This window comes from Thermodesulfobacteriota bacterium, from assembly GCA_040754335.1.
GTDB lineage: Bacteria > Desulfobacterota_D > UBA1144 > Nemesobacterales > UBA2774 > 2-12-FULL-53-21.
This window is the reverse complement of record JBFMCV010000002.1, coordinates 395,427-420,453: the sequence shown is the minus strand read 5'-3', so window position 1 is coordinate 420,453 and position 25,027 is coordinate 395,427. Positions and strand designations below refer to the sequence as shown.

The following is a 25,027-nucleotide window of genomic DNA, read 5'->3' as shown; positions in this document are numbered from 1 at the left end:
TATTGCCCGCTCGGCCAAAGGATCAAAGGGTGTACACAATCCATGTCACCCGGGCCCGGTAGAATAGCCCGGCCCGTCTCCCGAAATCATCTTTTAATATAAATAACAAAAGAATCCCTCGAAGGTCTAAAAGTATCTATAATTATAAAGAGTGGGCAGTAATTGAAATAATGGGGTGAATGCAATGAGAACGATATCAGGTCTTTCGTCCATTGTACCGGTTCTGGTTTTTACTCCACAGTCCCGTGCACAGCAGCAGCCGGAATTGCCTCCGAGAGATATATTTTTTGACCAGGGTCAATTCATCCTAAGAGAAGACGCCAAGCCCGCGCTCGGGGAGAACTCAGAGACCCTTGCAATGAACCCCGGCATCGACGTCGAGATAGTGGGTTACTGCAACAGCAACGAATACAGTTCGAATCACGATCTGGGACAGAAAAGGGCGGAAGCCGCGAGAGGCTTCCTGATCAGACAGGGAATAAATCCTCAAAGGATAAGATTGAGCGCGGAGTGCGAGGGCGAGAGCGGTGGAGAAAATATTCCCCCGGACGTGTCGGAGGTCCGGTTGCATCTCGACAGCAAAGTGGAGCTGAAACCGTCCCCGCAATTTGAACCCGGACTCCTCTGACTCAGGTCGATATGAACGGAATGTCTTAAGCTAAAGCAATTGTTTTCTGTCTTAACATCTGACATTCGAAATCGGATGCATATGTGACTTACCGTTTTTATTAGCGTTCGCAGTGGCATAGAAATTGCTTGTAAAATAGCTGTCAATAGTAATACCGCAACGGGGAATACGGCATATATTGAGTGGATTGAAATGACGAAAACATTAATAAGCATCTTATTCGCAGTCACGCTTTTCCCCGCGGCGGTCCATAGCCCCGAGCCCGGACCGGGAGAACACTCGTTTATCGTCCAGCAGTATCGCTGTGAAATTATCAATGGTTATATCTACCTGAGAAAGATAACCGACAAGTTCGGCGAAATTCTGCTTTCCGAAAATTATGAAGATATCTTTCCGGCAAGCATAGCTGTCATCGCGTCTCTCGACGAGATGAAGAATGAGCTTGAATCCACGGACGTCCCAGCGAGCATGCGCGAAGCTCACGACGTATTCCTCAAATCGGTGGATTCCTACAGACAAGGCGCCGACCTCGTACGGATTGCAGTCGGGACGTACCTCGGCAAATACGAGCGGAAGGGGAACGATATACAGGAATTGATCGATCAAAGCGTCCGCCGCGTGACGATGGCGAACAATTATCTCGGTCAAAGCCTCGCTCTTCACGGGAGCTTACTCGGGACCTATGAAGAGGGCTCCGGCGAATGCAAAAAAGTCGTCGCATTTAATTACTGAACGCAATTTGAAGCATGAACAAGAACCAACGCGGGGGAGTTTCTCGCCGGCTAAACATTGCATCCAGCCGAATACAAATTGCATCCAAAAGTAATGTGAGGTAAAACAGCTATTAGCCGCTGCAACGTATTCAAGCATGTAAACCGTTGCGTGCAGGCCCTCAATCTTAATATCTTCAACGGAGGTTATCATGTCCAAAGAGAACGTCCGTGTTATCCACAACATATATGAGGCATTCAATAACGGGGATTACTCGTCCGTCATGGCCGCGCTCGACCCGCAAGTGGAGTGGCGTATGGCGGAGAACTTTATCTACACCGGCGCGAAGCCCAAAGTCGGTCCGCAGGCGGTGCTCGAAGGCTTCAAGCGGATAGCCGAAGACTGGGAAGATTTCACCGTTTCGCCGGAAGCAGTGCACGATGCTGGAAACGCGGTTGTCGCGGAAGGCTACTATACCGGCACGCACCGTAAGAGCGGGAAAGAAGTGCGGGCGCAGTTCGCGCATTTCTACAAACTGCGTGGCGGGCGTGTGACCGAGTTTCAGCAGTACACGGACACGGCGCAATTCCGGGACGCGGTCGCCGACTAGGTGCGCGGTTTTCCCCGACGGCATAAGACAGAAGCAAATCTCCTCCGCTTAGACCGCTCATAAACACTTAGCCGTTCGTCCTGAGGCGCAGAATCTGCGCTCACATACGATTCCTCTGTTGCTACCCAGCATTCGCTAACCAATAGAGCCAAGACAATATTGATCTGCGAGCCTGTCCTGAGCTTGCCGAAGGATCGAAGGACGGATGCGCACGCACACCATGCCCCTTCAATGCTCAAGAGGGCCCTCAGCTGCGAGACCCGGCTCATCTCCCCATTTCGTAAAAATAATCCGCGAGCCTGTCTCTGAGGAAGAGCCTCGCTCTGTGTATCCTGGATTTGGCGGAGCTCAAGGATATTCCGAGGGCCTCCGCCGTCTCGACCGCCGTGAGCCCCTCTTCCTGGCTAAGGTGAAAAACTACCCTGTACGGGTCCGGGAGCTCGTTCACGGCGTTCATTATTATCGCCAACCCCTCCCTGCCGAGGAGCTCCTCGTCCGGTCTCCGGCTAAAGTCCTTTTCCACTATTTCCCTGAGCGAGCCCGTCTCGTCGTAAGGCGCATAGTCCTCGAGGCTCACTTCGTTCGTATGTATCTTCTTATCCGCCCTTATGCGCATGTAGCTCGCGTTTACGGCTATCATGTAGAGCCACGTCGAGAATTTCGACTCTCCCCTGAACGTGCCCGCCTTGGTTGCAAGTATAAGGAACACCTCCTGGAGGACGTCCTCGGCGTCGGAGGTGTTGTGCAATATCCTGAGAGCGGTCTTGTAGATCCTGTCCGCGTAGCGGTCAACGATCTCGGAGAACGCGTCCTCGTCCCCTTCCTCCGAGTATATCGCGGCAAGCTCCGCGTCGGGCGTCTCTTTATAATCGGGAGCCGTGACCCCCTTCGGGTTTTCCCTGCCGCACATGAATGCGAAATTGAATTTTGCGTTACACTGCATCAGAGTTTCCTCCCCGCTTTCGCGGAATGAATTGTTTTACGCAGGGCGGAGAATATACTCAGCCGCGCCGCGTATTCAGCCTTTCAGGCCGTCCGTTATCTTCTCGAGCGTAAAGTCGATCAGCCGCTCCTTATCCGTCCACGGGAAATTCGGGTGCGTTATGAGGAGCGATGTCACCCCGTGAACGACCATCCACAAAGTCTGTGTGGCGGTCTCCACGTCAGCGCCCGGGAACTTCCCCTGCGCGACGCATTCCTCGACGATCTTTCTCAGATACCCGTACGCACGCATGCCCATAGAGCCCTCGCGCAGGTATTCCGCCGGGTCCTTGTCGGGCCTGAGACTGAGCATGAACGTCACCTTGTAGTCGTTCGGGTACCTGAGCCCGAATTCTATATAAGCCCGGCCGCATTTCTTCAATGCCGCGACAGGGTCGCTCAGGTCTCCGCCCAGAGTCTCGAACATCTCCACTAACTTTACGAACGATTCTTCGCACAGATTTCGGACAAGGTCCGCCTTGTCGTCGAAATAAATGTAGATAGTCGTGGGCGAGTACTCGATCTTCTCTGCTATCTTGCGCATGGATACGTTCTCGTAGCCTTCCTTGATAAAAAGGTCCCGCGCCGCGTCCAGGATCTCCTGTCTCACCTGCTGCTTTTCCCGCTCCCGCCTTTCTTTTACTCCCATGATTCGAATATCCCCTTTACGTTGGTATTTTACTTAACACTGTTAATTATATTATAGGCGTTTACCATGTCAAGGGATTTTTAATATTTGGGGTCGATGCGGGTGTGGTAGACCTAACCGTTGCCGAACCTGTGCTTTTTCGGGGGGACTAGAAAAACTAAATCCTCCCTATCCCTCCTTTGCCAAAGGAGGGAACTAAAAACTTTCCCCCTTTGAAAAAGGGGGATTAAGGGGGATTTAAATTCTAATGGGCATCGAAAGGGATAAAGAAGTGGATTCCCGATAAAATCACTCGGGAATGACAGGACGGGATAATGTGAGTAATTATGAGCAGGGAGCGGTCGCGGCTGGAAGCCGCTCCTACAAGGTCGAGGGTTGACCGGTACGATTAATTCCCGCACCTCGACAATTCTTCCATCCAGAGCTCGAGCGTCCAATGGCTTAGAGAGGTTTCCCTGTCAACCGGTCCGTCCGGATACTTCTTGTCGTAAAACATTCTCCAGTAATAATGAACTATCCATGTCAGAAGGCGGAGCGAATGAATCTGTGTCCGGGAAATTCCGAGTCCGTTCATATATGTGTCCATGCAATTACGGAATACAGTCCCGGTGAAAGTATCGCCGTCGAGCATTTGCCTGTAACACTCTCTGATCGCGATTGATCTAGGCGCGCCTTGAATCTGCATAGAAGCGCGAGTCAGAAAGAATATCAAATCGAGAGCAGGCAAGCCCGACAGCCTGCTAAACTCCCAATCGATTACGCCCGGATTTTCCCCATTCACATAGATATTCTGAGGCCCGAAATCTCTATGCTCGCAAACAAGGCAGGGTATTTCAACACCCTCCAGCGACTTGACGGTTTTACTCATGAAATCCGGGCTTACAGCGCCGCCCAAAAGCGAATCGAGTTCGGACAAAACGGAAAATACCATTTTAGCGCGCCAGTCCTCAGGCAGCTCGGTTCTCGTATTCTCGGCAAAATTCACAAGCCAGCCGGTAATCATTTCCGCATATTGACGATAATTACTCTCGTTTAAAAGCGAAGACAGCTCGACTCCGCTGACAACTGTCTGAATGCTAATATTAATTTCACCTCCGAGGCTCCGGCACAGGATCTTCGGGACGCCCCGGATTTTTCTGAACTTATCATTAATCGCCCGCAGCACCTCGCTCTCGTTACGGAGCATGTCGGCGGAATCTTCAGATTTGGATATTTTAACGATTGCAGAGGGGTTATTGTCCCGGCCCCGGTATATGTATAAAACATTCTTGTCAACGCTGTCCGCGCCCCGGGCGAGCATCATGGCCGAAAGTCCTTCAGCTCGGCCGTCCAAGCCCAGGCGCGCATAATCTCTCAGGATTTTAAGGGGAGTCTCCGTGGCTCCCATTGCCGATACGTTCTCATCCGGTTTACAGCAAATCGAGCAAACGGTAAATCTATTCGACCCCGAGCTCAACAGCCACGGGTATTTTAAGAACAACCCGGGTATTAATCTCCAAAAAAACCTGCGTATGGTTCGACCGATCCTTTTTGCGAATCTCGCTGTGGTATTCCGTGAGTGGCCTGCGTTTACAAGGAACTCGATCGCCCCGGTTACTCCCAGCGGGATCCATGCTGTAGGTATGGAGTTGGACGGATCAGGCCTTGGCAGATAAAGGCAGATACTATCGAATCCAATCCTGCTCAATCTTTCTGTTATGACCCTGGATTCAAACCTCCGGTCCACAGTCCATTCCGCGTAGAGATTACCCCCCGGCCCGAGAGCCGAGAAAGCCGCCTCGAGAATCTCCCGACCGGGGTTAACCGCAACAAACAGGTCACAACGGGTGGCCCGACTATCCGCCGCAAATTCGACTGCTGTTTCCGAAATCAAGCCCGTAGCGTCGAGCAGCAAACCACCGGCTGAACAAATACTGATTTGAGGCCTGAAGTCCGACAACAAAAAACGAAAATCGGACCTTCCCATAGCTTCTTTATACGATTTATCGGAAAGGTTATCTGTTTCCGGCATAATGGTTTTTCCCGCAAAATAAGCACTATAAGAAAAGCCCGGCTAGTATAAACACAGATTATCATTGGGTTCTGCGTTTGTTAAATAATCTATTCCTTATAACGATCGGATGGCGGACACATTGAATTAATGCCTTCTTTATTACTTCCGCACGTAAGCGCCGGGCTTTACAACTTACCAAAAAGGATTCACGCCCTCCTTCCCTTTCCCTCCCCGAAATTGTAGAATTTCCCGGCAGTGACGCAGACTGAATCTTCGAGAAAAAGGAGGGAGATGCTCGCCGTCTGCCTGGCCGCCATAGCCGGGTACGTGGACGCCTACGGCTTTCTGACCTTCAGCACGTTCGTATCGTTCATGAGCGGCAACACCACGCACGCTGGCATAAGGCTCGGCGAGCACACGTTCCCGGCCGCGCTCCCGGCTGCCGCAGCAATCATCTCCTTCGTCGCGGGCGTCATAGCGGGTACGCTGCTCACGAGCTCTTCCTTAAGAGAGTCGCGCCGCGTCCTCTACCTGACCACAGCCGCACTCCTCGCGATCAACATTGGAGCGTCGCACGTCGCCTCCGCGATTATCTACCCCGGCATCGCAATGCTGAGCTTCACCATGGGAATGATGAACACGGCTCTCTCACGCGTGGGCAGGCAGGCCGTGAACATCACGTTCGTCACGGGCACGCTGAGCCAGATAGGCATGCACCTGGCGCTGGCAGCGAAGCGCGCGCCGCTAGAGGACGGAGAAGGCGGCTGGGACACTCACCTCCGCCGCGCCTTGATGCTCACTCTCGTTTGGGCGGGGTTCCTCGGGGGCGCGATACTGGGGGGACTCGCGACTCCGCGCCTGGGCGTGTGGCTCCTCCTTCTCCCCCTCCTTATAATGCTCGCCCTCGCGGCGCTCGACCGGACGCCCGGCGACGCGTGACTGGAGCGCTACCGGAGTCCCTACCGGAATCTGGTCTATGAACAGCGAAGAGCTCTCGAACTTGAGCGGAGCGCCGCCGTCGAGACGCTTTATGCTGAAGACCACGGACCCGCCTTCTTTCGATATGGACAATAGCTCCACGACCGCGTTCTCCCTGCCCGACGGGTCGAGGACCGAGAGCACGGCGTTAGGCGGGTCGGCCTTCATCGACGCCGACTCCTTGTCCCACACCTCGATGAACTTTTCTATGCTCATATGCCCCGCGACCCTGTTCGGGCGGTCGGAGAAATAGACGACGTTGGGCACGCCGCTCATGGTGAGCCTTTCCCCTTCGAGCGACCCCGACGCCGCGCTCATGACGAAGAGATAACCGGGGTTCTGGGTATCGTCGAGCACGTTCCTCGCGGATACGAATACGGGTACGAGCATTAACATCATCGCTAATATTCCTGCCATGCTTCTGCGCTTCATCGAAACACCTCCGATAAAATTATGGACTACGCAGATTCTATAGCCGAATCGCCGTTTACACAATATCCGCCGCAGGTTTAACATTACGCAGCCGCCCGTCTCAGGGAAGGACAGGGCACATTACCGGAACGAAGATTTTACAATCGATAACACAGTCGTGTTGACTTCCCTTCCCGTTTTTAACACCATATATGTGCGCATGGCTTTGACAAGCTCACACACGGTCGCGGCCCTCGTCGTAGGATCGCTCCTGGGGATAACTATAGGCGTAGGGACGTTCACGTTCGTCTATGCGCGCGGGGCGTCGTATCTCACGAACGACCCCAGGGCATGCGCCAACTGCCACATCATGAACGAGCAGTACGACGGCTGGGTGAAGTCGAGCCACAGGCAGGTCGCTGTGTGCAACGACTGCCACGCTCCGCATGACTTTATAGGAAAGTACACGACCAAGGCGCTCAACGGGTTCCTTCATTCCTACGCCTTCACGACTAACGATTTCCACGAGCCGATACAGATAACGGAGCGCAACAGGCGCATCACGGAGGAAGCGTGCCGCAGCTGCCACAGCGACCTCGTAGCGCAGATAGACCACCCCGCCGCAGGCGGCTCCCCGCTTCTCTGCATCCGCTGCCACCCCGGAGAGGGGCACATGGAGCTGGCCAGCGTGGGGAGCGTCCCCGAGAAAGAGACAGCACGAAAGGAGGAGAAGAAAGATGACCGAGACGAATAACCCGCGATCGACCAGACGGTTTCTCACCCGCATGATAGCGCCGGTAGTTGTAGTGGTCGCGCTCATGTCGATCGGAGTGACAGCGCTCCTCGTGAATATAATGGAAAGGAAGCGCGAAGCCGCGAACCCGCTCTTCCGCGTGGTCGAGGTTACGGAAGGCACGGTCGACCCCGCCGTATGGGGGAAGAACTTCCCTCTCCAGTACGACGCGTATAAGAAGACGGTGGACCAGAAGCGCACCCGCTTCGGGGGCTCCGAATCCGTGCCGAGGACGCCCACGGAGGCGGACCCCCGCTCGGTCGTCTCGCAGTCACGGCTCGAAGAGGACCCGAGGCTCAGAACCATGTGGGCGGGCTACGCGTTTTCAAAGGACTTCAGGGAGGAGAGGGGACACGCATACATGCTGGAGGACCAGACGTTCACCGAGAGGCAGAAGGCCGCAAAGCAGCCTGGCACCTGCCTCAACTGCCACGCGTCTATGGCCGCCGTTTATAGAGAAGCGGGGGACGGCGACCCGGTAAAGGGGTTCGAGAAGATAAACTCCATGCCCTACTTCGAGGCGCGGAAGCTCGCTACGCACCCGGTCGCCTGCATCGACTGCCACGACCCGGACACGATGGCATTACGGGTGACGAGGCCCGCTTTCATGGAAGGCATGCGCGCATATAAAGCCTCACAGGGTATCGACGAATACGATGTGAACCGCGACGCGACAAGGCAGGAGATGCGGAGCTTCGTCTGCGGCCAGTGCCACGACGAATACTATTTCAAGGGCGAGGAGAAGCGCCTCGTCTACCCCTGGCGGAACGGGCTCAAGGTCGAGGACATGCTCGCATACTACGACGAGGTCGGGCACAAGGACTGGGTGCACGACGAGACGGGCGCGCCCGTGCTCAAGGCGCAGCACCCGGAGTTCGAGATGTGGAACCAGGGCATACACGCGCGGAACGGCGTCGCGTGCGCAGACTGCCACATGCCCTACACCCGCGTGGGCGCGCTCAAGGTGAGCGACCACCACGTGAGAAGCCCCGTGCTTAACATCAACCACGCGTGCCAGACATGCCACAAGGCAAGCGAAGAGGAGCTCAGGCAGAGGGTCGAGACCATACAAGAGCGGACATTCGAGATGCGGAACACCGCCATGGACGCGCTCGTCTCGCTCATAGGTGATATAAAGGCCGCGAGAGAGGCGGGGGCGACTGACGCGGAGCTCGCCCAAGCGCGCGACTACCAGCGGAAGGCGCAGTTCCTCCTCGACTTCATCGAGGCCGAGAACTCGATGGGTTTCCACGCCGACCAGGAAGCGGTGAGGATTCTGGGGCAGAGCATCAACTACACGAGGCTCGGGCAGATAAGCCTGAGGGACGGAGAGGAGGTTAACGGTGCGCAAGAATAAAGTGAGATCACTGCATCGGTGAACCGCTATCTAAGCGGCGTGCGGCCCCGGTCTAGCGGACGAGTCCGAGGCGCTCTTTCTCCCCGGGGTCGTCCGTGAGTATGCCCTCGTACGCGGCCCTGGCGTAGGCCTCGTAACCCTCCTCGAGCGGATGGCCGTCGTCGGTCGTCGAATAGACGTGCCCGGGCCCGTATAATTCCCTCTCGACGTAAGGGCGCGCGTCCGTGAACTCGATCCCCTGCCGGTCCATGTAACGCGAGAGCTCGGCGACGAGCTTTTTTTCGTTATCGACGAGCTGGATGTAATCGTCGGAGGGCTCGTAGCCGTTCTTTCTAAGGTATTCGTAGAACACGATCTCCTTGGACGGTATGAGCACGACGCTGAACTCTATGCCCAGCGCGCGGGCCTTTTCATTCATCTCGCGGAGCGCGTCTTCGGTCACCGCGAGCCCCAGTGAAATCTTCTCCCGCGAGAGATCCATCTTTTTTTTATGCGAATCGATGGTCGCGTATTTCATGATGGTAGGGTTTTTCTGATCCTCTATGCTTATCGCGTCCCCGAAATCCGTGCTCTCGTTCAGGCGCTTTATCGCCGAAGCCGCCATCCAGTACACGTGCAGCCCGGAGAGCGTCCGGTTGAGACGGCCGAGCAAGCTCGTTGAACCCGCGCAGATTCCGACGTCGTAGCCCCGCGTGTGCGCCCACTCCCGCCAGTATGAGGACTCGTCGATGAGCTTGCATACGTCGCTCAGGTCGTTTGCGGGATAGAGCCCCACTATAATGCGCTCGGGCCTGAGTTTCACCGCGGAGTCGAGGAGATAATAATACTGAAGAGTGCCGTACCCTCCGACGCCGAGGTTGTAAACGGGGAGGCCGGACATGCGGGCGAGCTGCGCAGGCCACGATTCGCCCGACACCACGTTGACGCCGTAGGTGTGGGAATCACCCAGAACGACTACGCCCGTATCCGCGGGGACTTCGGGGTTCCTGAACCCGTTCTCGTCTATGTCGGGGAGCGAAGGGTCGATCCTCCTCCCAAGCCTATCGTCGTAGACCTGTGTGCTCTTGGGCGAGTATATGAGGGTAGCGGAGAGGACCCTGAGCCCGATTTCGAGAACGATGAGAGAAATGAGAATGGAGGCGGCCAGGACGAGGGTTTTCTTGAGCTTCATGGGGTGCTGTCTCGTTCAGGCTTCTAAGATAGCATCATATTCGTCCGTTTTCCAATCGGCGCGGGAAATGAGACGCGAGCCTTCTCGGGTCCGCAGCGTGCTTGTTGACTCCGGAAAACGCCCTGCCGTATAATGTGTGAATGAGAAGGGGCGGTTTTGCTCACGTAACAACCTTTTCCCCTCCTTACCAGTTACACAAGCAGATGCATCTGTGTCCGCGCGAATACATCGAGGACTATATTTACTCCGGAAACACGTCGTCGATCGCCTCGCCCCTCCTCACGACATGCGCCTTGCCCCCCTCTATCATCACGATCGGAGGGCGGGGGAATATGAACGCGCCCGACTGGGGGACGTTGTAGGCTCCGACGTTTTTCACGACGAGCCTGTCGCCGGCTTTGAGATCGGGGAGCCTGCACTTTCCGATTATGTCCGTCTGGAGGCATAGCGGCCCGTAGACGGTTGTATCCCGCAACTCCCCTCCCCTGTCCCGAACGCACTCTATGTCCTGGAATCTCCAGAACGAAGTGGGGAGTACGTTTATTCCCGCATCCGCTACAACTGCTCTCACTCCGCCCGCGAGCTCCTTCACCGCAACTACGGTCGTTATCAAATGTATTGCGTCCCGCACTATCGCCCTACCCGGCTCGAGTATCAGTAACGGCGGATCGTCCTTGCCGAAGCCCGCGAGCATAGGGCCCGTCACCGCCTCGACGTAGGGCGGAAGTGTGCCCGCGTCGGGGAACCCGCCCCCCATGTCGATGTACTTCATGCGGACGCCGGATTTTTCCCCGAGCTCTTTCGAGAAGCGCGTCACAGCATCGGCGGCTTTCCTGTACGCGTCCGGGTCCTTGGGCCAAATATGCTTTATGTGCGCTGCCGGCACACCCCCTTCTTCGTGTGGCTCGATTATGTAGCTCGTGAGATGGACGTGGAGCCCGGCGATTCGCAGGAGCCCGCCTGCGCACGCGCGCTCTACCGCACGCATCGCCTCGCCCGATTCTATATTGAAGCCGAACCTGTCGGGGAGCTGATGAATGCCGGTCTCCATGCTGACCCTTATTCCTATTTCCACCGTGCGGTCCTCTCCGCGCGCGATTTCCTCAAGCGCCTCTATCTCGTCGAAATGGTCGGCGTTGATGACCGCTCCCTCGTTCACCGCCTTCCTCAGCTCTTCCTTCTTCTTATAAGGCCCGTTCAGGATTACGGCGTCCCCCGGCACGCCCAGCCTCCGCGCAAGCTCGTACTCGAAACCGGACGCCGCTTCGGCCCACAAGCCTTCGCCGTGTATTATGCCGAGGATGGCCGGGACTGAGTTCACCTTGTAGGAGTACGCGACCTCGACCTTCGGGTATGCCTTGGAGAAAGCGGCCCTGAACGCGCGGCAGTTCCGTATTATGGTAGAAGCGGATGCTGCAAAAAGGGGCGAGCCGAATTCCCGCGCGAGAGCGTCTATAGAAACACCGTCTATTTTATCCATGGATGATAACCCGCGGTTAAATGAGTATATCAGAGAAACGCCGTGAATTTGGAGAGATACTTGAGGCCCGAATCGGGGAGTATGACGACTATGCGCTCCTTTCTCCCGTTTGTCCGCGCGTACTCTATCGCGCCCGCCATCACGGCGCCGCTAGAATCGCCCGCGAGTATGCCCTCACTTTTTACGAGGGCTTCGACGGTCTCGAGCGCTGACTTCTCGTCTACCTGTATCACGTCGTCTATGTAATTGAAGTCGATCACGCCCGGAATGAAATTCTTCCCTATGCCCTCTATGCTGAACTCGCCCGCCTCGACGAGCGCCCCCTTTTCGAGATAGTCCCTGAACACCGAGCCCCGCGGCTCGACGCCTATGACCCTCACTTCCCCGTTCATTTCCTTGAGATACCTCCCTATGCCCGTGATCGTCCCCCCCGTCCCGATGCCGCAGACGACGGCGTCGACGCCCCCTCCCGTGTCCCTCCATATCTCGGGCCCCGTAGTCCTGTAATGCGCCTCGGGGTTGAGCGTGTTGAAATACTGGTTCACGTAGAACCCTCCCTTCTCCCGCGCAATCCTCTGCGCCACCTTGTAACAGCTCCTCTCGTCAGAAGGCGGGAGGCCCCTCGGCGTGAGCACGACCTCTGCCCCGAATAGCCTTATCGCGAGTATCTTCTCCTTGCTTATCGTCTCGGGTAGCGTGAAGATGCACCTGTAGCCCCTGACCGCGCCCACGAGCGCGAAGGCGACCCCCATGTTGCCCGACGTGGCCTCGACTATCAGGTCTCCCGGTTTTATGAGGCCCCTCGACTCGGCGTCGTCGATTATATACTTCGCCACCCTGTCCTTGAAGCTCCCGCTCGGGTTATAGAACTCGAGCTTCGCGCAGATCTCGCTCCCGAGACCGCGGGCGAGCTTCCGCACGCGGACAAGAGGCGTGTCGCCGATGAGACTGAGCACGTCTTCCGATACTTTCATCCCTGTCGCTTTATCCTCCGCACTATTTCACGCGCGCGCTCGCTCTGCCTGCTCTCGAAAAATTTTATGACGCCCTCCCTGTAATTGCCGGCGCGCGCTTCCGCGATCGCCTCGGGAAGCGATTCCGCCAGGTGCGAGAACGCCCACGTATCGGGCCTCGATATGTTGAGCCTTATGTAGTCAGTAGCCCCGACGTCGCCCAGGCCGTCTCCCGGATAGACCGCGACCCTGCGCTTGAAGAGCGCGACCGTCAGCTCCTGAGCGGTAACGCCCGCGCCCGAGACGTCGAGCACCATCGAGAAACCGTATTCGGGCCCGGCCGGGACAGACACCCCGGGGTTCTCAGAGACTATTTTTTTTACGAGTCCGAAGTTCCGCCTGATTATCTCTTCAGATTCCGCGACATAGCCCTTGTCTTTTATAGCGGCAAGCGCCCCGTGCTGTGCGATGAGGTTCGTGTTTATCCTCGTGAGCGCGACCTTCGCCGTGAGGCATGCCCTCATCACGTCCGGGTGGCCGGCGAGGAACCCGATCCTCACGCCCGCCATGCCGTATCCGTGGGATACGCTGAACGTGGAGACCACGTGGTCGGTACCCGTCTCCCCGTGAAGAGAGCTCATCGGAATGTGAAGCGAGCGGGGCTCGACCCTGTGCGTGCCGTGCGTTATGTCGTTTATTATGATTATCCCCTTAGCATCCGCTATTTCCGCGAGCGCGAGGAGCTCTTCCTTCTTCTGCACCGTGCCGAAAGGGTTGAGCGGATCGCAGACTATTATCGCCTTCGTCAGCGGCGTGATCCGCCCTTCGACTTCGGCCGGATTCATGCGGAAGCCGTTCTCCACGCCGAGCGGTATCCTCACGGGCACGCCGCCCGCCATCAGTATCGACGAGGTGAAGTGGAAATATCCGGGGTCCGTGATAATCACCTCGTCGCCGGGATCGATGAAGGTCTCGAGCGTGTATGATATCGCCGCCTGGCTGCCCTCGACCCCGATTACCTCGAAGGACTCTCCCCTCGGGCGGCGGAACTTTATCCCGGCGGCCGCGTCCCTGAGCGGGCTTATAAGGTCGGGGGAATAGGGGTTCACGTTCTCCCTCGTAGTATTCTCGCGCATCGCCTCGACAGCGCTCTTAGGCGGCCCGGCGAAGCAGGTCATCCATCCGAAATCCGCCCATGTCCTGGGGTCGAGGTCTATGCGGCCGCCCTCGTATATCTCCCCAGCGTCCAGGCCGAGGATACCGATCGCGTCCCTGTAGGACATGTAGTTCCACATCCCGTGGGGGCTCTCCATGACCGCCCTCACCCTCCCGGAATACAAACCGTGAAGGAACTCCGGGCCGCCTCCCCCCTCCCATCCAAGTATGAACCTTTCCTTTCCCATTCTCGGTTTCCGTCCCGGTCCCGCCGCCTCCCTCAGCTCCTCATCATCACGACCGCGTATATGCGGTAAGGGTCGTACGTGACCCTGGGCTCCCTGAACCCCGCCTCCTCCGCCCAGCCGATCACATCCTCGACCGGACGGAGGTGCCATACGCACCTCTCGCCTTCCTGGTTCCTGAAGACCCTCGCGATGAGCTCTATCTGGGGGTTCTGCGTCTGCACGTTGAACAGCAGCGCGTCCGGGTTTAGTATGTCCCGGAGCTGCGCGAGGTGCGCGCGCACGAGGGCGTCGTCGTGGATTATCCCGTAAAGCCCCGCCTCTATAACGAGGTCCGGTTTTTCCGGGGCCGCCCTAAGGCTCTCCGGGTCGAGCGCGTCCCCGCGTTTGAACGAAACCCTCTGAGAGACACCGAGGCGGCTCGCCGTCCTTCTGCTCCTCTCGAGCGTCGTCTCGTTTATATCCCGGAGGAGCGCCCTCACCCCGGGACCTGTCTGTCTCAGCACGTCGAAGAGATAGTCGGCTTCCCCCGAAGCCATGTCCGCGATGAACGTGTCCCTACCGTCCCGCTCCGACAGGTAGCTCAGTATCATGTTCTTCTGTATCTCTTTGACCGCCCTCCACGCCCTGCACGTGACCTGGTTGAGGAAGGCTTCGTCGAGCTTCCTGCCTATGTAGAATTTCCCTCCGGGCGAGTTGTCGTACACGTAGTTCATCAGCACCCCGGAGTCGAACCCGTATTTCCATCCCGTCCTTATCCCGTCCGACAATTGTCCCACGGTCCCGAGGAACAGGGAGACGAGGCCGTAATACAGGCTCCGGAGAGAATACCGGGGAAGCGGTTTCAGCAGCTCTTCAAAGCCGGGCGACCCGTTACGACGCATACCACTCTATCTCCACGTCTTCTCTGTCGGCATAGATCCTGTCTGCGACCGATTTGATCTCCTCGGCCCTCTTCTTTTTTTCGGGCTTGTCGGCGCTGCGTGCGAAGTATCCTTCGAGTTCTTTAAGGTGCCTCCTCACGTCCGTCTGCACCTCCTCTATAACGCGCAGGCTCTTCCCGTCCGCAACAGAATGGTAAACGTCGAGCAGTGCGGAGAAATGCACGAGCGACCCCCAGGCATAGGCGAGCTCGTCGAACGTATCGTCGTAGGACTCGAGTATGTCGTATATCTCCTGGCCTATGCGCGGGGGCTTGTAAGTCTCCGGAGTCTCTCCCAGCTCCCGCGCCCTGTCCGAGAAGAGCTTCGCGTGTTTCGCGTTGTCGGCGATTATCACGGCAGCGACGAGCTTCACGTCGAGGTCCCTTATCGTCTTCAGCTTCGCTCCGAAGAGGTCGACCCACGCGAGCATGCCGTACGTATGCCTGCTGAACGCCCTCGCCAAGCGCTTGGGGTCGGAGAGCGTCTTTCTCAGCCTTTCAGGGTCGCGTATGCTCATTCCGTACGCCTCATCTTTTCCATGTGCCCGAACGTCCGCATTCAGCGAGGTTCAGTACATCTTCTTCAATATATCTATAATTTTTTCGTCCCCTCCAGCTGGAACCTCCCAATCCACCTGCACCACCTTTACGCCCTGGGCCTCGAGCGCGTCCCTGAATATATCGAGACCGATGTTCACGGCCCGTATGTCCCGGTTGAATATGTCCCGGGATTCGCTCCCTCCGGCGGAAGAGCCGGCCGAGATCATCTCCTCCATCGCGTCGAGCGCCCTTTCGGCGGCGGCTTCCGAGGCCGCCTCTACGGCGATCACCAGGTCTCCGCCCGAGGCGTCCTTTATCTCCCGCGTAAGTAGCCCCGCCGTCTCGAGCGCGAACTTGGCTTTCTCGGTCGCCATCACGGCGGTCGCCTTCTTCACGCCGTCCATTCCGCCCGCTGTCTTCGATATCCGCATCAAGCGGAGCGCGTCCTGAAAGTAATTCTTTTTAATCCTGAATAATACCGGCAACGCGTATCTCCTTGATTTTCCGGGCCCCCGCTATATGACCCTGAATTCGATCGGGCACCGGTTTGTGATCGTCCTGCTCACGAAACAGTATTTCCTCGCCTCTTCGATGAGCGCTTCGAGGGTGCGGGCCGGGACCGTGCTCCTCACCTTGACGATGAGCTTCGTGAACACGAAGTTCTTCACGTCCTTCTCGCCCTCGACGTCCACCTCCATATCGTCCACCTCGATCCGCCTCTTCGTGGCCACGTATATGATAGCCATGCAGAAGCAGGACGCTACGGACGCGAGGAAAAGCTCCGTCGGCATCATGCCCGCGTCCTCGCCGCTGAAATCGGGCGGCTCGTCCGTGAGCACGCTGAACTGCCGCGCCCTGACGTCCACCTGGTACTTCCGCCTCCAGAACGCCTTTACCTCCATCTCTTCACCCTGCCTGCCTCGATTTCACCTCGCCATACATCGTTCAGTATCCCGCTGTAAAAAGTGACGTGCCCCAGGGCCGCGTTCTCCCAGCTGTACTCCTCCGCTGTCTCCCTCCCCTTCCGCGCGAGCCTCGTCGTCAATTCCCCGTCATCCGAGAGCTCTATTATACGTGACGCTATAGCCTCATGGTCCATGGGCGAAACCAGGAGCGAATTCAGGCCGTCCCTCAAATATTCGGTCATGGGCTCTATGCCCGAAGCGATAACGGGCACGCCGGAAGCGAGCGCCTCGAGAACGACGAGCCCCCAGCCCTCTTTAACGGAAGGGAATACGAAGACGTCGGCCGCGTTGTAGAGGGCAGGGATCGAGTCTTCGGAAACGCTGCCCGGGATCAATATATCCTCCCCCGTGACGAGGCCGAGCCTCCCCGCCTCCGAGAAAAACTCGTCCCTGTAAGACCTGTAGTCAAAGAGCGTCTCCCCGCCTCCTATCACCCACACGAGCGTTTCGCCTTTGCTGTGAAAGTGCTTCCTCGCCGCATAGAACGCTCTCAGCGACGTTAGCGTGTTCTTCCTCGGCTCTATGCCCCCTATGCTCAGCATCACCCTCTTGCCGGAGAGAGAGAATTTCTCCTTGCACGCGTCTTTCGATTCCCCGTCCGGGAGCGGGCGGTATTTACGCGTATCGACGCCGTTGTTGATGACGGTCGAGGGGACCGAATACGCGGACGAGAGCTCCCTCTCCCACGCCCTGCTCACCGTGATTACGTGGTCGGGCTCGAGGACGCTCTTAAGCTGGCACTCTACGAGCGATTCGGAGGTGAAGTCGTCAAGGTGGTGCACGGTCCTCACGAAGGAGTCGATAAGCCCGCTCTCTCTCAGGTTAAGGAGCGCGTTCGCCGAAATGCAGTCCTCCGCGTGGAATATGTCGTGTGCAGTGCGATGAGTTGAAAGATATTCCGTATAAATATTAATGTAGTCCCTTATCTTTTCGTCCATGCCTCCGTATTCCTTCTCAGGGCACGGTATGAGCGTATGGGGCACGTCCACGCGCCTGAAAAATTCGCTCCCCCCTGAGGAGAGCGAGTACACGCGCGCGCTGTGCCCGAGGCGGGCGAGGCTTTCGGCAAGCGACAGCGTATGGACGACCCCGCCCCTGGGCTTCGTCGAATACGTGAGGAGCGCCACGTCAAGCGGTCTCATAAAGCGCCTCCGCTTCGCGCAAGGAATTGAGAAACCTTACCCCGTAATAGATACCAACGGCGATGTCCGCCCCGGTCGTAGCTCCCATGCCAAGCAGTATTTTCGCCGACGCAGCGGTTTCTTCGGGCGAGCCCGTGAGGAGGCTTTTTATGAGGTCCGTCGCGGCCCGCGGCCCTTCCCCTCTCCGGGCGTCGCCGATCAGACAAACGCTGTAAACAGTCGTTTTTTTCTCGGCCATTTTCAGCATCTCGTCTCCGGCTTTTTTAAAGAACCGCGCGCGGCCGTCCCCGTTTCCGTAAAAAGATTTCCCCGCGAAACCGAGACTCAGAAAGAGACCCGCCAGGAAATCGTCGCACGAAGGGGTGAGCCCGGGCCCAAGGCCGAGTATCGCGCCCGCGTTATCGGCCACGGCCGCGGGGTCGCCCGCATATAACCCCCACATGAGCCTCTCTATGTGGGGCCTCGCCGTCTCCGCCACGCCGCCCCCGAGTGGCTCCAGAAAGAGCTTCATCGGCCCTCTAAGCTCGACGTTTTCGAGGAGCGGTACGAGCCCTTCCCTCCCTGGGTGAGTGTAAATGACGTCGCGCAGTATCCTCAGATTGAGCGCGGCCGATTCCACACCGGCTAGGGATTCTCTAAGTTTTTCCTTCCTGTATATATGCGCGCGGGAGAGGTCCACGCGCAAGGGGCCGTCGCCTGAGGCGAGACAGCCGCCGAGGTACGACACGCGCGCCCTCTTCTCGAAGCCGAAAGAGCTCATAGGCGCGGCTCCGTCCTGTTTAATGAGTATAGAATACGGGCTTAAGAAATCTTTATTTCGTATCAGTTTTACAAGTCTGTTCTTTCCGGCGGCAATATAGACCGCGTGGTCGAAAACACTGTGGATTTCAAGCCGTCCCCCTTTTTTCCCGAGGACCTTTAACGCCTTCTCCCCAATCGATTCCGCTTCGAGCGAAACTGTATCAATACTTTGCGACGTTCTCATTATATAATGCTGTAACGCTGTCCCGTACCCGCCGGCGCGCCTCAACCGAACTTCTTCCAGCTGGGCCGCTTCCCTCCGGGATAAGACGTAAAAAGAATAATTTTTCTCCTCACGGGCCAGGGTATCGCCAGGTAGACGGGGACGAACACGTTCTTCCAGAAGAAATGCGCGAGACCTTTCTCCCTGTAGGACTCGGCACAGTATTCGGGATAACGCCTGGCCACGCTTTCCTGAGCCGCCTCCATGAGATACTTTTCAGCGTTTTTCCTGAGCCACGATCCGAAAGCCATTTGAATCCCTCTCGTAAAATTCTATCAAATTATTATTCCGCGACACATAGCAGCTCCCCCCGCATGGAAATACGCGCCTGATATGCCGGACTCACTTATTCTTCGCGAGCTCCGCGAGGCCCGCCTGAGCAGCGAGCGCGATCGGCTCCATTAGGGCGCCGATCGGGGGAGAATATACGTTCTCCATCCATGCGAAGTCCTCGATCGTGGCCCCGCGCTTTATTGCGAACGCGAGGAAGTCGGCCCTTTCCTTTATCCCCTCCCCTCCCGACATCTGCGCTCCGAGAACCCTGTGCGTCACCGGGTCCGCTATCAGCTTCACCCTTATCCTGCTCACGCCGGGGTAATACCTCGCCCTCGATATGCCCGTTGCGGCCGCGACTATATGCGGTATGCCGAGCGCCTTGTGGAGCGTTTCCCCGAGCGACACCCCTCCCATCTGCACCTGCCCCCCGACCATCCCCCAGGGCACGAATACGGGGTCGTACGCGCGGTCGGCTCCCGCGGCGTTTGCTCCAGCCACCCGCCCCTGAGAATACGCGTGGCTCCCCGAAAGCCCCTGAATCGGTATGTCGGTCACTCCGTGTATGATCTCGCAGCAGTCCCCTGCCGCGTAAACGTCCTTGACCGAGGTGCGCATGTGGTCGTCGACCACGATGCCCCCGGTCGAGCCTATCTCGATCCCCGCTTCTCGCGATATGCGGTTGTTGGGCTTCTTGTGGGTCGCTATTATGGCCACGTCGCACTCTATCTCGCGGCCCGTCGTGACGACCGAGCTCACCTTCCCGTCCCTTCCCCTGAACTCGAGCACCTTCTCGCCGAAGTGGATTATGGTGCCGAATTCCTCGAGCGACTTCTGGACGGGCTCCATGATGTCGGGGTCGGCCACGTCGGACATCAGCCAGGCTCCCTCATCGACCAGATGCGTCTCGATCCCCCTGTGGGCGAGGTTGCCCGAGATCTCTATGCCTAGGGGAGTCGCAGCGACGACGACGACCTTCTTGACGCCGTCTAACAGCTTGTCGAACTCCATCGCGCGCCTTATGTTTTTTATGTAATGTAGGCCCTCCAGGTTTATTCCCGGTATGTCGGGCTTGTCGTATTCCCATCCCGTCGCTATGATGAGCCGGTCCCACGGATATTTCTCGGCGCCGACGCTCACGGTGCGGCCCTTGAGGTCGATACCGGTGACGGCCGTCCTGAGCCTTAGGTCTATTCCTATAGAAGCATAATGCTCCGGGGTCTGGAGGAAGAGGCGCTCGAAATCGGGAATCTCCTTCCCCAGCACGAACGGTATCCCGCACGGGCTGTAGGCCACGTCCTCGTATTCCGTGAACACCGTAACGGATGCGCCGGGAGCGACGGTCTTGGACGTCGACGCGGCCGATATGCCTCCCGCGCCGCCTCCAATGATTATGATCCGCAAATTATCGCTGCTCATCTGAAATCACCCCTTTGCATCTTGTCTGATATCCGTCCCGCGCGAGGCGCAGAACTGTTCTTCGCGCGGCGAAAGCCGCCTTGCCTGCGCCCTGTCCGCTTATGTTGAAGCCAACCCCTTCCAGTTCCTCGGTCTACTGTTTCGTAAACTTCGTGAGCCTGACCCTGCCCGCGCCCAGGGATTTTTCAAAATCGTGGAGCGCCGAGCACTCGCCGCAGCTCACGCACCCCGCCTTGCTGACCTTGTCGACTCCGATGTCGTACCCGGAGAGTATTTTCGCGGCCTCCCTGTAGACATATTCCATTATCTCGGGCTTCGGCGGAGCCGAGTTCTCCATGGGCGTGCCCGCGATAGGCCTGAAGGGGACTATGAACGGGTAAACGCCCAGCTCGGCGCAAAGAGAAGCTCCTTCGATAACGGTTTTGAGCCTTTCGCCGAGACCGACGAGTATGTACGTGCTGACCTGCCACCTCCCGAAGACCCTGACTGCTTCCTTCCAGGCGGCTATATATTTGTCGAGCCCGATCCCGGCCTTCCCCGGCGTGACCGTCCTGAACACGTCGGGGTCGAAAGTCTCTATGTGAACGCCGAGCGAATCGACGCCCGCCTCTTTCAGCCTCCCCAGCCACGAGAGGTCTTCGGGCGGTATAATCTGGAGCTGTATGGGGAGGCCTGTCGCCAGCTTCACCTCGCGGCATATCTCCGCGTATTTCGCGAGCGCCTTCTCCTCGTCGGGGGCAACGCCCGAGGTAAAAACCACGTTCGTTATACCGTCAAGCTCCTTTGCGAGAGTGAGCGTCTCGACAAGGCTCTTCGCGTTCTTGAATCCTACAGTGCTCCTGTCCTTGAGGGTGAGCTCGATGCCGCAGAACTTGCACCTCCTCTCGTCTTCCCAGAAATCGCACGTCTGCAGCAGTGTAGTCGCGAACGTCGTAGGGCAGTGGAGGAGCCCTATGCGCTGCATGGGGATGCCGGCCGACGTCTTGTGCTCGTGGAACCTGGGCCCGCCCATAAGCTCCACCTGCGCCACGGCGACGCCGTCCTTGAATATCCAGTACTCCCCGTTTATCCGGTCGAGATGGTAGGGAGACGAGCGGACGAAATCGCCGACGACCGGGATGTTCGCCTCGCCGCCGGACACGATCTTGAGATGGATACCGCCCGTAGGGCCGGCGCCCCCGCTCCTGACGTCCTTCGCATCGGGAATCCTCAACCCGTAACTCTGCAACTCCACCTTAAGGGTTATTGAATCCATAACGTGCCCCCTTTGATTGGTTAGACAAAAAACCGCTTGCAGGCCCGCCCTCGCTAACCTGTACGACTGCCGCCTCAAGGAATATAAAATAACTCCTCACAGGCGAATGGAAAGTATAAAGTCCGAAAACCTTATACCGTCCACGTGCTGAATATCAAAGCCCCCGCCCTGTGGTGCTCGATGACTATGTCGAGAATGTCGGTCGGGTGGATCGGCGTTACGCCCTCTATGAAGCTCGACTCGTTCTGACCGAGGAGAGCCGCGGCAGAGAAACGGCATGCGAGCACGTTAATGCCTTCGCTCAGCATCCTGTTGACGAGGTTCGGGTAGAGCTGTATGCCCGCGCCATAGCCGTCGTCCCCGACGTTCGGCCAGCCCCTGTAAACGGGGATGCCCGATGCAGGCCCGTAGAACAGCACCGTCGTATCGTAGCCCTTCTTCTTCGTCCTTATCGCAGTAAGCATGTTGATGCCTGCGACCGACCCCTCGTAAGGGACCGAGTGGATCAGGAACAAGGCTTTCTCCCCCGGCTTCGCCTTGTGGTCCGGATAGAGCTTCTCCTCGTAATTAACCAACGCTTTACCCTTCTCGGGCTTATCCGCTTTTACTCTGTCTACTGCCATGATAAATTACCTCCTGTAATTTATTTAGAATCAAACTCCGGGGTAAACACCCGGGCTTTATTCCCGATGTTATGAACAGCTTGTTGTCCCAAACCCCTCAACCCCATGATATTCTAAAAAACCGACATAATCAATCATTCGAGCGCATCTGAAGGCCTCCCGGCGCCGTGATCCGCCCGCCGTCAGCCGCCCGTTCAATGCGTGATCTCGGTCCCCCCCTTCCCGTTAAGCGCGGAGTCCATCTTCTCGGCGGACGTGATTATCGCCTTTTTTCCTCCCGCCCGGAGGAAGCTTATCGCGGCCTCGATCTTGGGCCCCATGCTCCCCGGCGGAAAATGCCCTTGGGCGTAATACCTCTCCGCCTCCTCGAGCGTTATCCTCGTCAGGTATCTCTCCTCGGGCTTGCCGAAATTCACGGCGACCCTGTCGACAGGGGTGATGAGGACGAGCATCTCGGCTCCTATCAGCGTCGCGAGTTTCTGCGCGGCGAAGTCCTTGTCTATGACCGCGGCCACCCCTTTCAACTTCCCCTTCCTGTCCCTGAGCACGGGGATGCCGCCCCCGCCGCATGCTATAACGACGTATCCCTTGTCCGCCATTTCCGATATCTCTCTCTTTTCCACGATGTCTATAGGCCTCGGCGAAGGGACTACGCGCCTGAAGCCGCGCCCCGAGTCCTCTTTCATTACCCAGCCTTCTTTCTTCCGGAGCTTATCACTCTCCTCCTCGTTGAAGAAGGGTCCTATGAATTTCGTCGGGTTCCTGAAGGCCGGGTCGTTTTCCGATACCACGACCTGCGTCACGAACGCGACGGTCGGGTTCGACATCTTCTTCTCCGTGAACAGGTTCCTGAGGCGCTGCTCTATCATGTATCCGATCTGCCCCTGGGTCATCGCGTTACAGACGTCGAGCGGCATCGGAGGTATCGACGATGAGAGAGACTCCTGCTGCATGAGGAAGTTCCCTACCTGAGGGCCGTTGCCGTGGGTTATCACTACCCTGTAGCCCATGTCGAATAGGCCCATCAGCTTCCTGCACATCTTGTCCGTCTTCATTATCTGCTCTACGTAAGTGCTTTTGCCTTTGTGGTCCATCAGCGCGTTACCGCCGAAGGCTACTACCGCTGCTTTCATGTGTTCCCCCTGTCAGTTTCCAATATCCTTGCCCCCGGCGGTTATCCATCCCGCCGCCTTCGCCGCAAGAGCGTTTGTCGGGAAGACCATAACGCCTTCCTTCCTTAGCTTCTCTTCCTGCTCATTGAGTCCCTGCGGGTCACCGTCCGTGCCGCACACGTGGGAGACGAAGGCCAACGGGCGCCCCTTCTTCTTCGCGAGTGCCCCGGCCGCCTTTATCGCCGGAAGGAGGTCGCCCGCGGGGTCGGGGCTCGCCACGTAGCCGAGCACGACGTCGAAGAGAATAACGGCGACGTCCGGCCTCCCGGCTTCGCTCAGCAGCCTTTCGTTCCTGAGCGTCGAGTCTATCATCGGGTGAGGGCGGCCTACCGTGAATTCCTCCTCCCCGAGGTCTACGCACGTGTTTCCGACGCTGACGTTCGAGTCTTTCAGCCTGTTCTTCCTGTCGAGAGGCGCGTTCGAGTATATGTCCCCGAGCGTCTCGGCGAGCACCTGCTGCGCCTCGTAGCAGAGAGTGCCGCCCGAAAAGAGCCCGCGGAGGTAACGCTGCCCGCGCTTCCGCGCTCGCAGGTATTTCCCCGCCTCCTTCTTCCAGCCGTCGTCAGCAGGCAGGGCTCTCTTCCTGCCCTTTCCGGCAGCCAGCGCGCACGCGGCGTACGCGGCTTCTTCGAGCGTGGAGACGAGCTTGATTTTTTCATCAGCGGGCGCGCGCATGCCGTGTCCGAGGAAGCAAACGACTGCGGGCTTCCCGGTCTCCCTTATCTCGTGGAGAACCTTTTCCGCAACTTTCCTGGAAGGAGGCTTCGAGACGACGAGCAAGACCCTGGTGCCTTCATCGCCGCCAAGAATCTTGAGAGCGTCGAGCGTCGTTATCCCGCCCACTTCCTCGGATAAGTCTCTGCCGCCGACTCCTATGGCGTGCGTTATGCCCGAGCCCAGATTATTTACGAGGCTCGTCACCTCCTGCATCCCCGTCCCGGCTGCGGCTATCACGCCTATGGGGCCTTTGTTCACCACGTTCGCGAACCCGAGCCCCGTGCCGTTTATTATCGCCGTGCCGCAGCCCGGGCCCATGACGAGGAGCCCGCGCCGGGACGCCCTTTTTTTCAGCTCGATCTCTTCCTCCATGGTCACGTTGTCGCTGAAGAGGAAAGTGTGAAGCCCGTTTTCTATCGCCTTCGCGCACTCGAGCTTCGCGTATTCCCCCGGCACGGAAACAAGAGCTATGTTCGCGCCCGGAAATACGCTAAGCGCCGCGTCGAGGCTCTTTACGGGCTCAGCCGCCCCGCCCTGCTTCTGCGCGGAGGGTGCGATGAGCGAATCCAGCATGCCTAACGCCTCCTCCGCCTCAGCACGAGACTCCGCCTCCACGGCGACTATGAGGTCGCCCGCTCCGGCCGGTTCCGGCATCTCCCCGATGAGCCCGGCTTCACGGAGCATTTTAAGGTTGGCCTCCGTCGCCATTATGGCCGAAGCCTTGCTCACGCCGGGGAGCAAGCCCAGTTTGCGGCTGAGCTGCATGAGCTTGAGCGAGTCCTGGTAGTGGTTCTTTTTTATTACGCTCGCTATCGCCATATTATTTCCTTGAGCGGCCGTCCGCCCGCGCGGTATCGATC

25 protein-coding genes are annotated in these 25,027 nt (G+C 57.7%); 6 read left to right on the top strand and 19 right to left on the bottom strand.

Annotated features, from left to right (window positions below):
• Positions 1-184: 184 nt before the first annotated feature.
• The 3 genes from AB1598_05340 (at position 185) to AB1598_05330 (ending at position 1,949) form a co-directional block, all read left to right on the top strand.
• On the top strand, positions 185-628 hold the full coding sequence (locus AB1598_05340; protein ID MEW6144425.1) for an OmpA family protein: 444 nt from the start codon (positions 185-187) through the stop codon (positions 626-628).
• 192 nt (positions 629-820) lie between these two features.
• Positions 821-1,360, top strand: coding sequence for a hypothetical protein (locus tag AB1598_05335; GenBank protein MEW6144424.1), 540 nt, complete (start codon positions 821-823; stop codon positions 1,358-1,360).
• 190 nt (positions 1,361-1,550) lie between these two features.
• A complete protein-coding gene (locus AB1598_05330) occupies positions 1,551-1,949 on the top strand; it encodes a nuclear transport factor 2 family protein (GenBank protein MEW6144423.1) in 399 nt (132 codons plus the stop codon).
• Positions 1,950-2,214: 265 nt separating this feature from the next.
• On the opposite strand, the gene AB1598_05325 is transcribed toward AB1598_05330, so the two are convergent.
• From AB1598_05325 to AB1598_05315, 3 genes are all read right to left on the bottom strand, one after another.
• Positions 2,215-2,892 carry a sigma-70 family RNA polymerase sigma factor gene (locus AB1598_05325; GenBank protein MEW6144422.1) on the bottom strand — a complete coding sequence of 226 codons (678 nt, stop codon included), beginning with the start codon at positions 2,890-2,892 and terminating at the stop codon, positions 2,215-2,217.
• Positions 2,893-2,967: 75 nt separating this feature from the next.
• Positions 2,968-3,579 (bottom strand): TetR/AcrR family transcriptional regulator, encoded by a 612-nt coding sequence (locus tag AB1598_05320; protein MEW6144421.1) that lies wholly within the window; start codon positions 3,577-3,579, stop codon positions 2,968-2,970.
• 388 nt (positions 3,580-3,967) lie between these two features.
• The gene (locus AB1598_05315; GenBank protein MEW6144420.1) at positions 3,968-5,590 is read right to left on the bottom strand and encodes an aminoglycoside phosphotransferase family protein; all 1,623 of its coding nucleotides are present in this window, start codon (positions 5,588-5,590) and stop codon (positions 3,968-3,970) included.
• Positions 5,591-5,827: 237 nt separating this feature from the next.
• Here AB1598_05315 and AB1598_05310 point away from each other — a divergent pair, with 237 nt between their 5' ends.
• The 3 genes from AB1598_05310 to AB1598_05300 all read left to right on the top strand — a co-directional run bounded on the left by AB1598_05310 (position 5,828) and on the right by AB1598_05300 (position 9,111).
• Positions 5,828-6,511, top strand: a complete 684-nt coding sequence (locus AB1598_05310) for a YoaK family protein (GenBank protein MEW6144419.1) — start codon at positions 5,828-5,830, stop codon at positions 6,509-6,511.
• Between the two features lie 670 nt (positions 6,512-7,181).
• Positions 7,182-7,715: a cytochrome c nitrite reductase small subunit gene (gene nrfH, locus AB1598_05305; protein ID MEW6144418.1), complete on the top strand. Its 534-nt coding sequence runs from the start codon at positions 7,182-7,184 to the stop codon at positions 7,713-7,715.
• Positions 7,699-9,111: an ammonia-forming cytochrome c nitrite reductase subunit c552 gene (locus AB1598_05300; GenBank protein ID MEW6144417.1), complete on the top strand. Its 1,413-nt coding sequence runs from the start codon at positions 7,699-7,701 to the stop codon at positions 9,109-9,111. Before nrfH ends, AB1598_05300 begins: the two co-directional genes overlap by 17 nt.
• A 52-nt stretch (positions 9,112-9,163) precedes the next feature.
• Here AB1598_05300 and AB1598_05295 read toward each other — a convergent pair whose 3' ends face one another.
• The 16 genes from AB1598_05295 to fdrA all read right to left on the bottom strand — a co-directional run bounded on the left by AB1598_05295 (position 9,164) and on the right by fdrA (position 24,986).
• Positions 9,164-10,282: an SGNH/GDSL hydrolase family protein gene (locus AB1598_05295; protein MEW6144416.1), complete on the bottom strand. Its 1,119-nt coding sequence runs from the start codon at positions 10,280-10,282 to the stop codon at positions 9,164-9,166.
• A 241-nt stretch (positions 10,283-10,523) separates the two neighbouring features.
• A complete protein-coding gene (locus AB1598_05290; protein ID MEW6144415.1) occupies positions 10,524-11,762 on the bottom strand; it encodes an alanine racemase in 1,239 nt (412 codons plus the stop codon).
• A gap of 29 nt (positions 11,763-11,791) precedes the next feature.
• The gene (locus AB1598_05285; protein MEW6144414.1) at positions 11,792-12,736 is read right to left on the bottom strand and encodes a cysteine synthase family protein; all 945 of its coding nucleotides are present in this window, start codon (positions 12,734-12,736) and stop codon (positions 11,792-11,794) included.
• Positions 12,733-14,118 carry a pyridoxal phosphate-dependent aminotransferase gene (locus AB1598_05280; protein ID MEW6144413.1) on the bottom strand — a complete coding sequence of 462 codons (1,386 nt, stop codon included), beginning with the start codon at positions 14,116-14,118 and terminating at the stop codon, positions 12,733-12,735. Before AB1598_05280 ends, AB1598_05285 begins: the two co-directional genes overlap by 4 nt.
• Positions 14,119-14,150: 32 nt before the next feature.
• Positions 14,151-14,999 carry a class I SAM-dependent methyltransferase family protein gene (locus AB1598_05275; GenBank protein ID MEW6144412.1) on the bottom strand — a complete coding sequence of 283 codons (849 nt, stop codon included), beginning with the start codon at positions 14,997-14,999 and terminating at the stop codon, positions 14,151-14,153.
• Positions 14,989-15,555, bottom strand: coding sequence for a hypothetical protein (locus AB1598_05270; GenBank protein ID MEW6144411.1), 567 nt, complete (start codon positions 15,553-15,555; stop codon positions 14,989-14,991). The genes AB1598_05275 and AB1598_05270 overlap by 11 nt, the downstream gene beginning before the upstream one ends.
• Positions 15,556-15,606: 51 nt before the next feature.
• Positions 15,607-16,062, bottom strand: coding sequence for a hypothetical protein (locus AB1598_05265; protein ID MEW6144410.1), 456 nt, complete (start codon positions 16,060-16,062; stop codon positions 15,607-15,609).
• A gap of 30 nt (positions 16,063-16,092) precedes the next feature.
• Positions 16,093-16,479, bottom strand: a complete 387-nt coding sequence (locus AB1598_05260; protein MEW6144409.1) for an OsmC family protein — start codon at positions 16,477-16,479, stop codon at positions 16,093-16,095.
• Positions 16,470-17,684, bottom strand: coding sequence for an MSMEG_0565 family glycosyltransferase (locus AB1598_05255; protein MEW6144408.1), 1,215 nt, complete (start codon positions 17,682-17,684; stop codon positions 16,470-16,472). Before AB1598_05255 ends, AB1598_05260 begins: the two co-directional genes overlap by 10 nt.
• The gene (locus AB1598_05250) at positions 17,671-18,669 is read right to left on the bottom strand and encodes a DUF2877 domain-containing protein (GenBank protein MEW6144407.1); all 999 of its coding nucleotides are present in this window, start codon (positions 18,667-18,669) and stop codon (positions 17,671-17,673) included. The genes AB1598_05255 and AB1598_05250 overlap by 14 nt, the downstream gene beginning before the upstream one ends.
• A 41-nt stretch (positions 18,670-18,710) precedes the next feature.
• Positions 18,711-18,959 (bottom strand): hypothetical protein, encoded by a 249-nt coding sequence (locus AB1598_05245; protein ID MEW6144406.1) that lies wholly within the window; start codon positions 18,957-18,959, stop codon positions 18,711-18,713.
• A 91-nt stretch (positions 18,960-19,050) separates the two neighbouring features.
• On the bottom strand, positions 19,051-20,400 hold the full coding sequence (locus AB1598_05240; protein MEW6144405.1) for an FAD-dependent oxidoreductase: 1,350 nt from the start codon (positions 20,398-20,400) through the stop codon (positions 19,051-19,053).
• A 133-nt stretch (positions 20,401-20,533) separates the two neighbouring features.
• Positions 20,534-21,655 carry an MSMEG_0568 family radical SAM protein gene (locus AB1598_05235; GenBank protein MEW6144404.1) on the bottom strand — a complete coding sequence of 374 codons (1,122 nt, stop codon included), beginning with the start codon at positions 21,653-21,655 and terminating at the stop codon, positions 20,534-20,536.
• Positions 21,656-21,786: 131 nt separating this feature from the next.
• Positions 21,787-22,278 carry an MSMEG_0572/Sll0783 family nitrogen starvation response protein gene (locus tag AB1598_05230; GenBank protein MEW6144403.1) on the bottom strand — a complete coding sequence of 164 codons (492 nt, stop codon included), beginning with the start codon at positions 22,276-22,278 and terminating at the stop codon, positions 21,787-21,789.
• Positions 22,279-22,472: 194 nt separating this feature from the next.
• On the bottom strand, positions 22,473-23,411 hold the full coding sequence (gene arcC / locus AB1598_05225; protein MEW6144402.1) for a carbamate kinase: 939 nt from the start codon (positions 23,409-23,411) through the stop codon (positions 22,473-22,475).
• A gap of 12 nt (positions 23,412-23,423) precedes the next feature.
• The gene (fdrA, locus tag AB1598_05220) at positions 23,424-24,986 is read right to left on the bottom strand and encodes an acyl-CoA synthetase FdrA (GenBank protein MEW6144401.1); all 1,563 of its coding nucleotides are present in this window, start codon (positions 24,984-24,986) and stop codon (positions 23,424-23,426) included.
• Between the last annotated feature and the right edge of the window lie 41 nt (positions 24,987-25,027).

What these genes read in the sequence shown, in the direction of transcription:
- AB1598_05340 (MEW6144425.1), top strand. Translation starts at nt 185, where the DNA reads ATGAGAACGATATCAGGTCTTTCGTCCATTGTACCGGTTCTGGTTTTT.
- AB1598_05335 (MEW6144424.1), top strand. Translation starts at nt 821, where the DNA reads ATGACGAAAACATTAATAAGCATCTTATTCGCAGTCACGCTTTTCCCC.
- AB1598_05330 (MEW6144423.1), top strand. Translation starts at nt 1,551, where the DNA reads ATGTCCAAAGAGAACGTCCGTGTTATCCACAACATATATGAGGCATTC.
- AB1598_05325 (MEW6144422.1), bottom strand. Translation starts at nt 2,892, where the DNA reads ATGCAGTGTAACGCAAAATTCAATTTCGCATTCATGTGCGGCAGGGAA.
- AB1598_05320 (MEW6144421.1), bottom strand. Translation starts at nt 3,579, where the DNA reads ATGGGAGTAAAAGAAAGGCGGGAGCGGGAAAAGCAGCAGGTGAGACAG.
- AB1598_05315 (MEW6144420.1), bottom strand. Translation starts at nt 5,590, where the DNA reads ATGCCGGAAACAGATAACCTTTCCGATAAATCGTATAAAGAAGCTATG.
- nrfH (MEW6144418.1), top strand. Translation starts at nt 7,182, where the DNA reads ATGGCTTTGACAAGCTCACACACGGTCGCGGCCCTCGTCGTAGGATCG.
- AB1598_05300 (MEW6144417.1), top strand. Translation starts at nt 7,699, where the DNA reads ATGACCGAGACGAATAACCCGCGATCGACCAGACGGTTTCTCACCCGC.
- AB1598_05295 (MEW6144416.1), bottom strand. Translation starts at nt 10,282, where the DNA reads ATGAAGCTCAAGAAAACCCTCGTCCTGGCCGCCTCCATTCTCATTTCT.
- AB1598_05290 (MEW6144415.1), bottom strand. Translation starts at nt 11,762, where the DNA reads ATGGATAAAATAGACGGTGTTTCTATAGACGCTCTCGCGCGGGAATTC.
- AB1598_05285 (MEW6144414.1), bottom strand. Translation starts at nt 12,736, where the DNA reads ATGAAAGTATCGGAAGACGTGCTCAGTCTCATCGGCGACACGCCTCTT.
- AB1598_05280 (MEW6144413.1), bottom strand. Translation starts at nt 14,118, where the DNA reads ATGGGAAAGGAAAGGTTCATACTTGGATGGGAGGGGGGAGGCGGCCCG.
- AB1598_05275 (MEW6144412.1), bottom strand. Translation starts at nt 14,999, where the DNA reads ATGCGTCGTAACGGGTCGCCCGGCTTTGAAGAGCTGCTGAAACCGCTT.
- AB1598_05270 (MEW6144411.1), bottom strand. Translation starts at nt 15,555, where the DNA reads ATGAGCATACGCGACCCTGAAAGGCTGAGAAAGACGCTCTCCGACCCC.
- AB1598_05260 (MEW6144409.1), bottom strand. Translation starts at nt 16,479, where the DNA reads ATGGAGGTAAAGGCGTTCTGGAGGCGGAAGTACCAGGTGGACGTCAGG.
- AB1598_05255 (MEW6144408.1), bottom strand. Translation starts at nt 17,684, where the DNA reads ATGAGACCGCTTGACGTGGCGCTCCTCACGTATTCGACGAAGCCCAGG.
- AB1598_05250 (MEW6144407.1), bottom strand. Translation starts at nt 18,669, where the DNA reads ATGAGAACGTCGCAAAGTATTGATACAGTTTCGCTCGAAGCGGAATCG.
- AB1598_05245 (MEW6144406.1), bottom strand. Translation starts at nt 18,959, where the DNA reads ATGGCTTTCGGATCGTGGCTCAGGAAAAACGCTGAAAAGTATCTCATG.
- AB1598_05240 (MEW6144405.1), bottom strand. Translation starts at nt 20,400, where the DNA reads ATGAGCAGCGATAATTTGCGGATCATAATCATTGGAGGCGGCGCGGGA.
- AB1598_05235 (MEW6144404.1), bottom strand. Translation starts at nt 21,655, where the DNA reads ATGGATTCAATAACCCTTAAGGTGGAGTTGCAGAGTTACGGGTTGAGG.
- AB1598_05230 (MEW6144403.1), bottom strand. Translation starts at nt 22,278, where the DNA reads ATGGCAGTAGACAGAGTAAAAGCGGATAAGCCCGAGAAGGGTAAAGCG.
- arcC (MEW6144402.1), bottom strand. Translation starts at nt 23,411, where the DNA reads ATGAAAGCAGCGGTAGTAGCCTTCGGCGGTAACGCGCTGATGGACCAC.
- fdrA (MEW6144401.1), bottom strand. Translation starts at nt 24,986, where the DNA reads ATGGCGATAGCGAGCGTAATAAAAAAGAACCACTACCAGGACTCGCTC.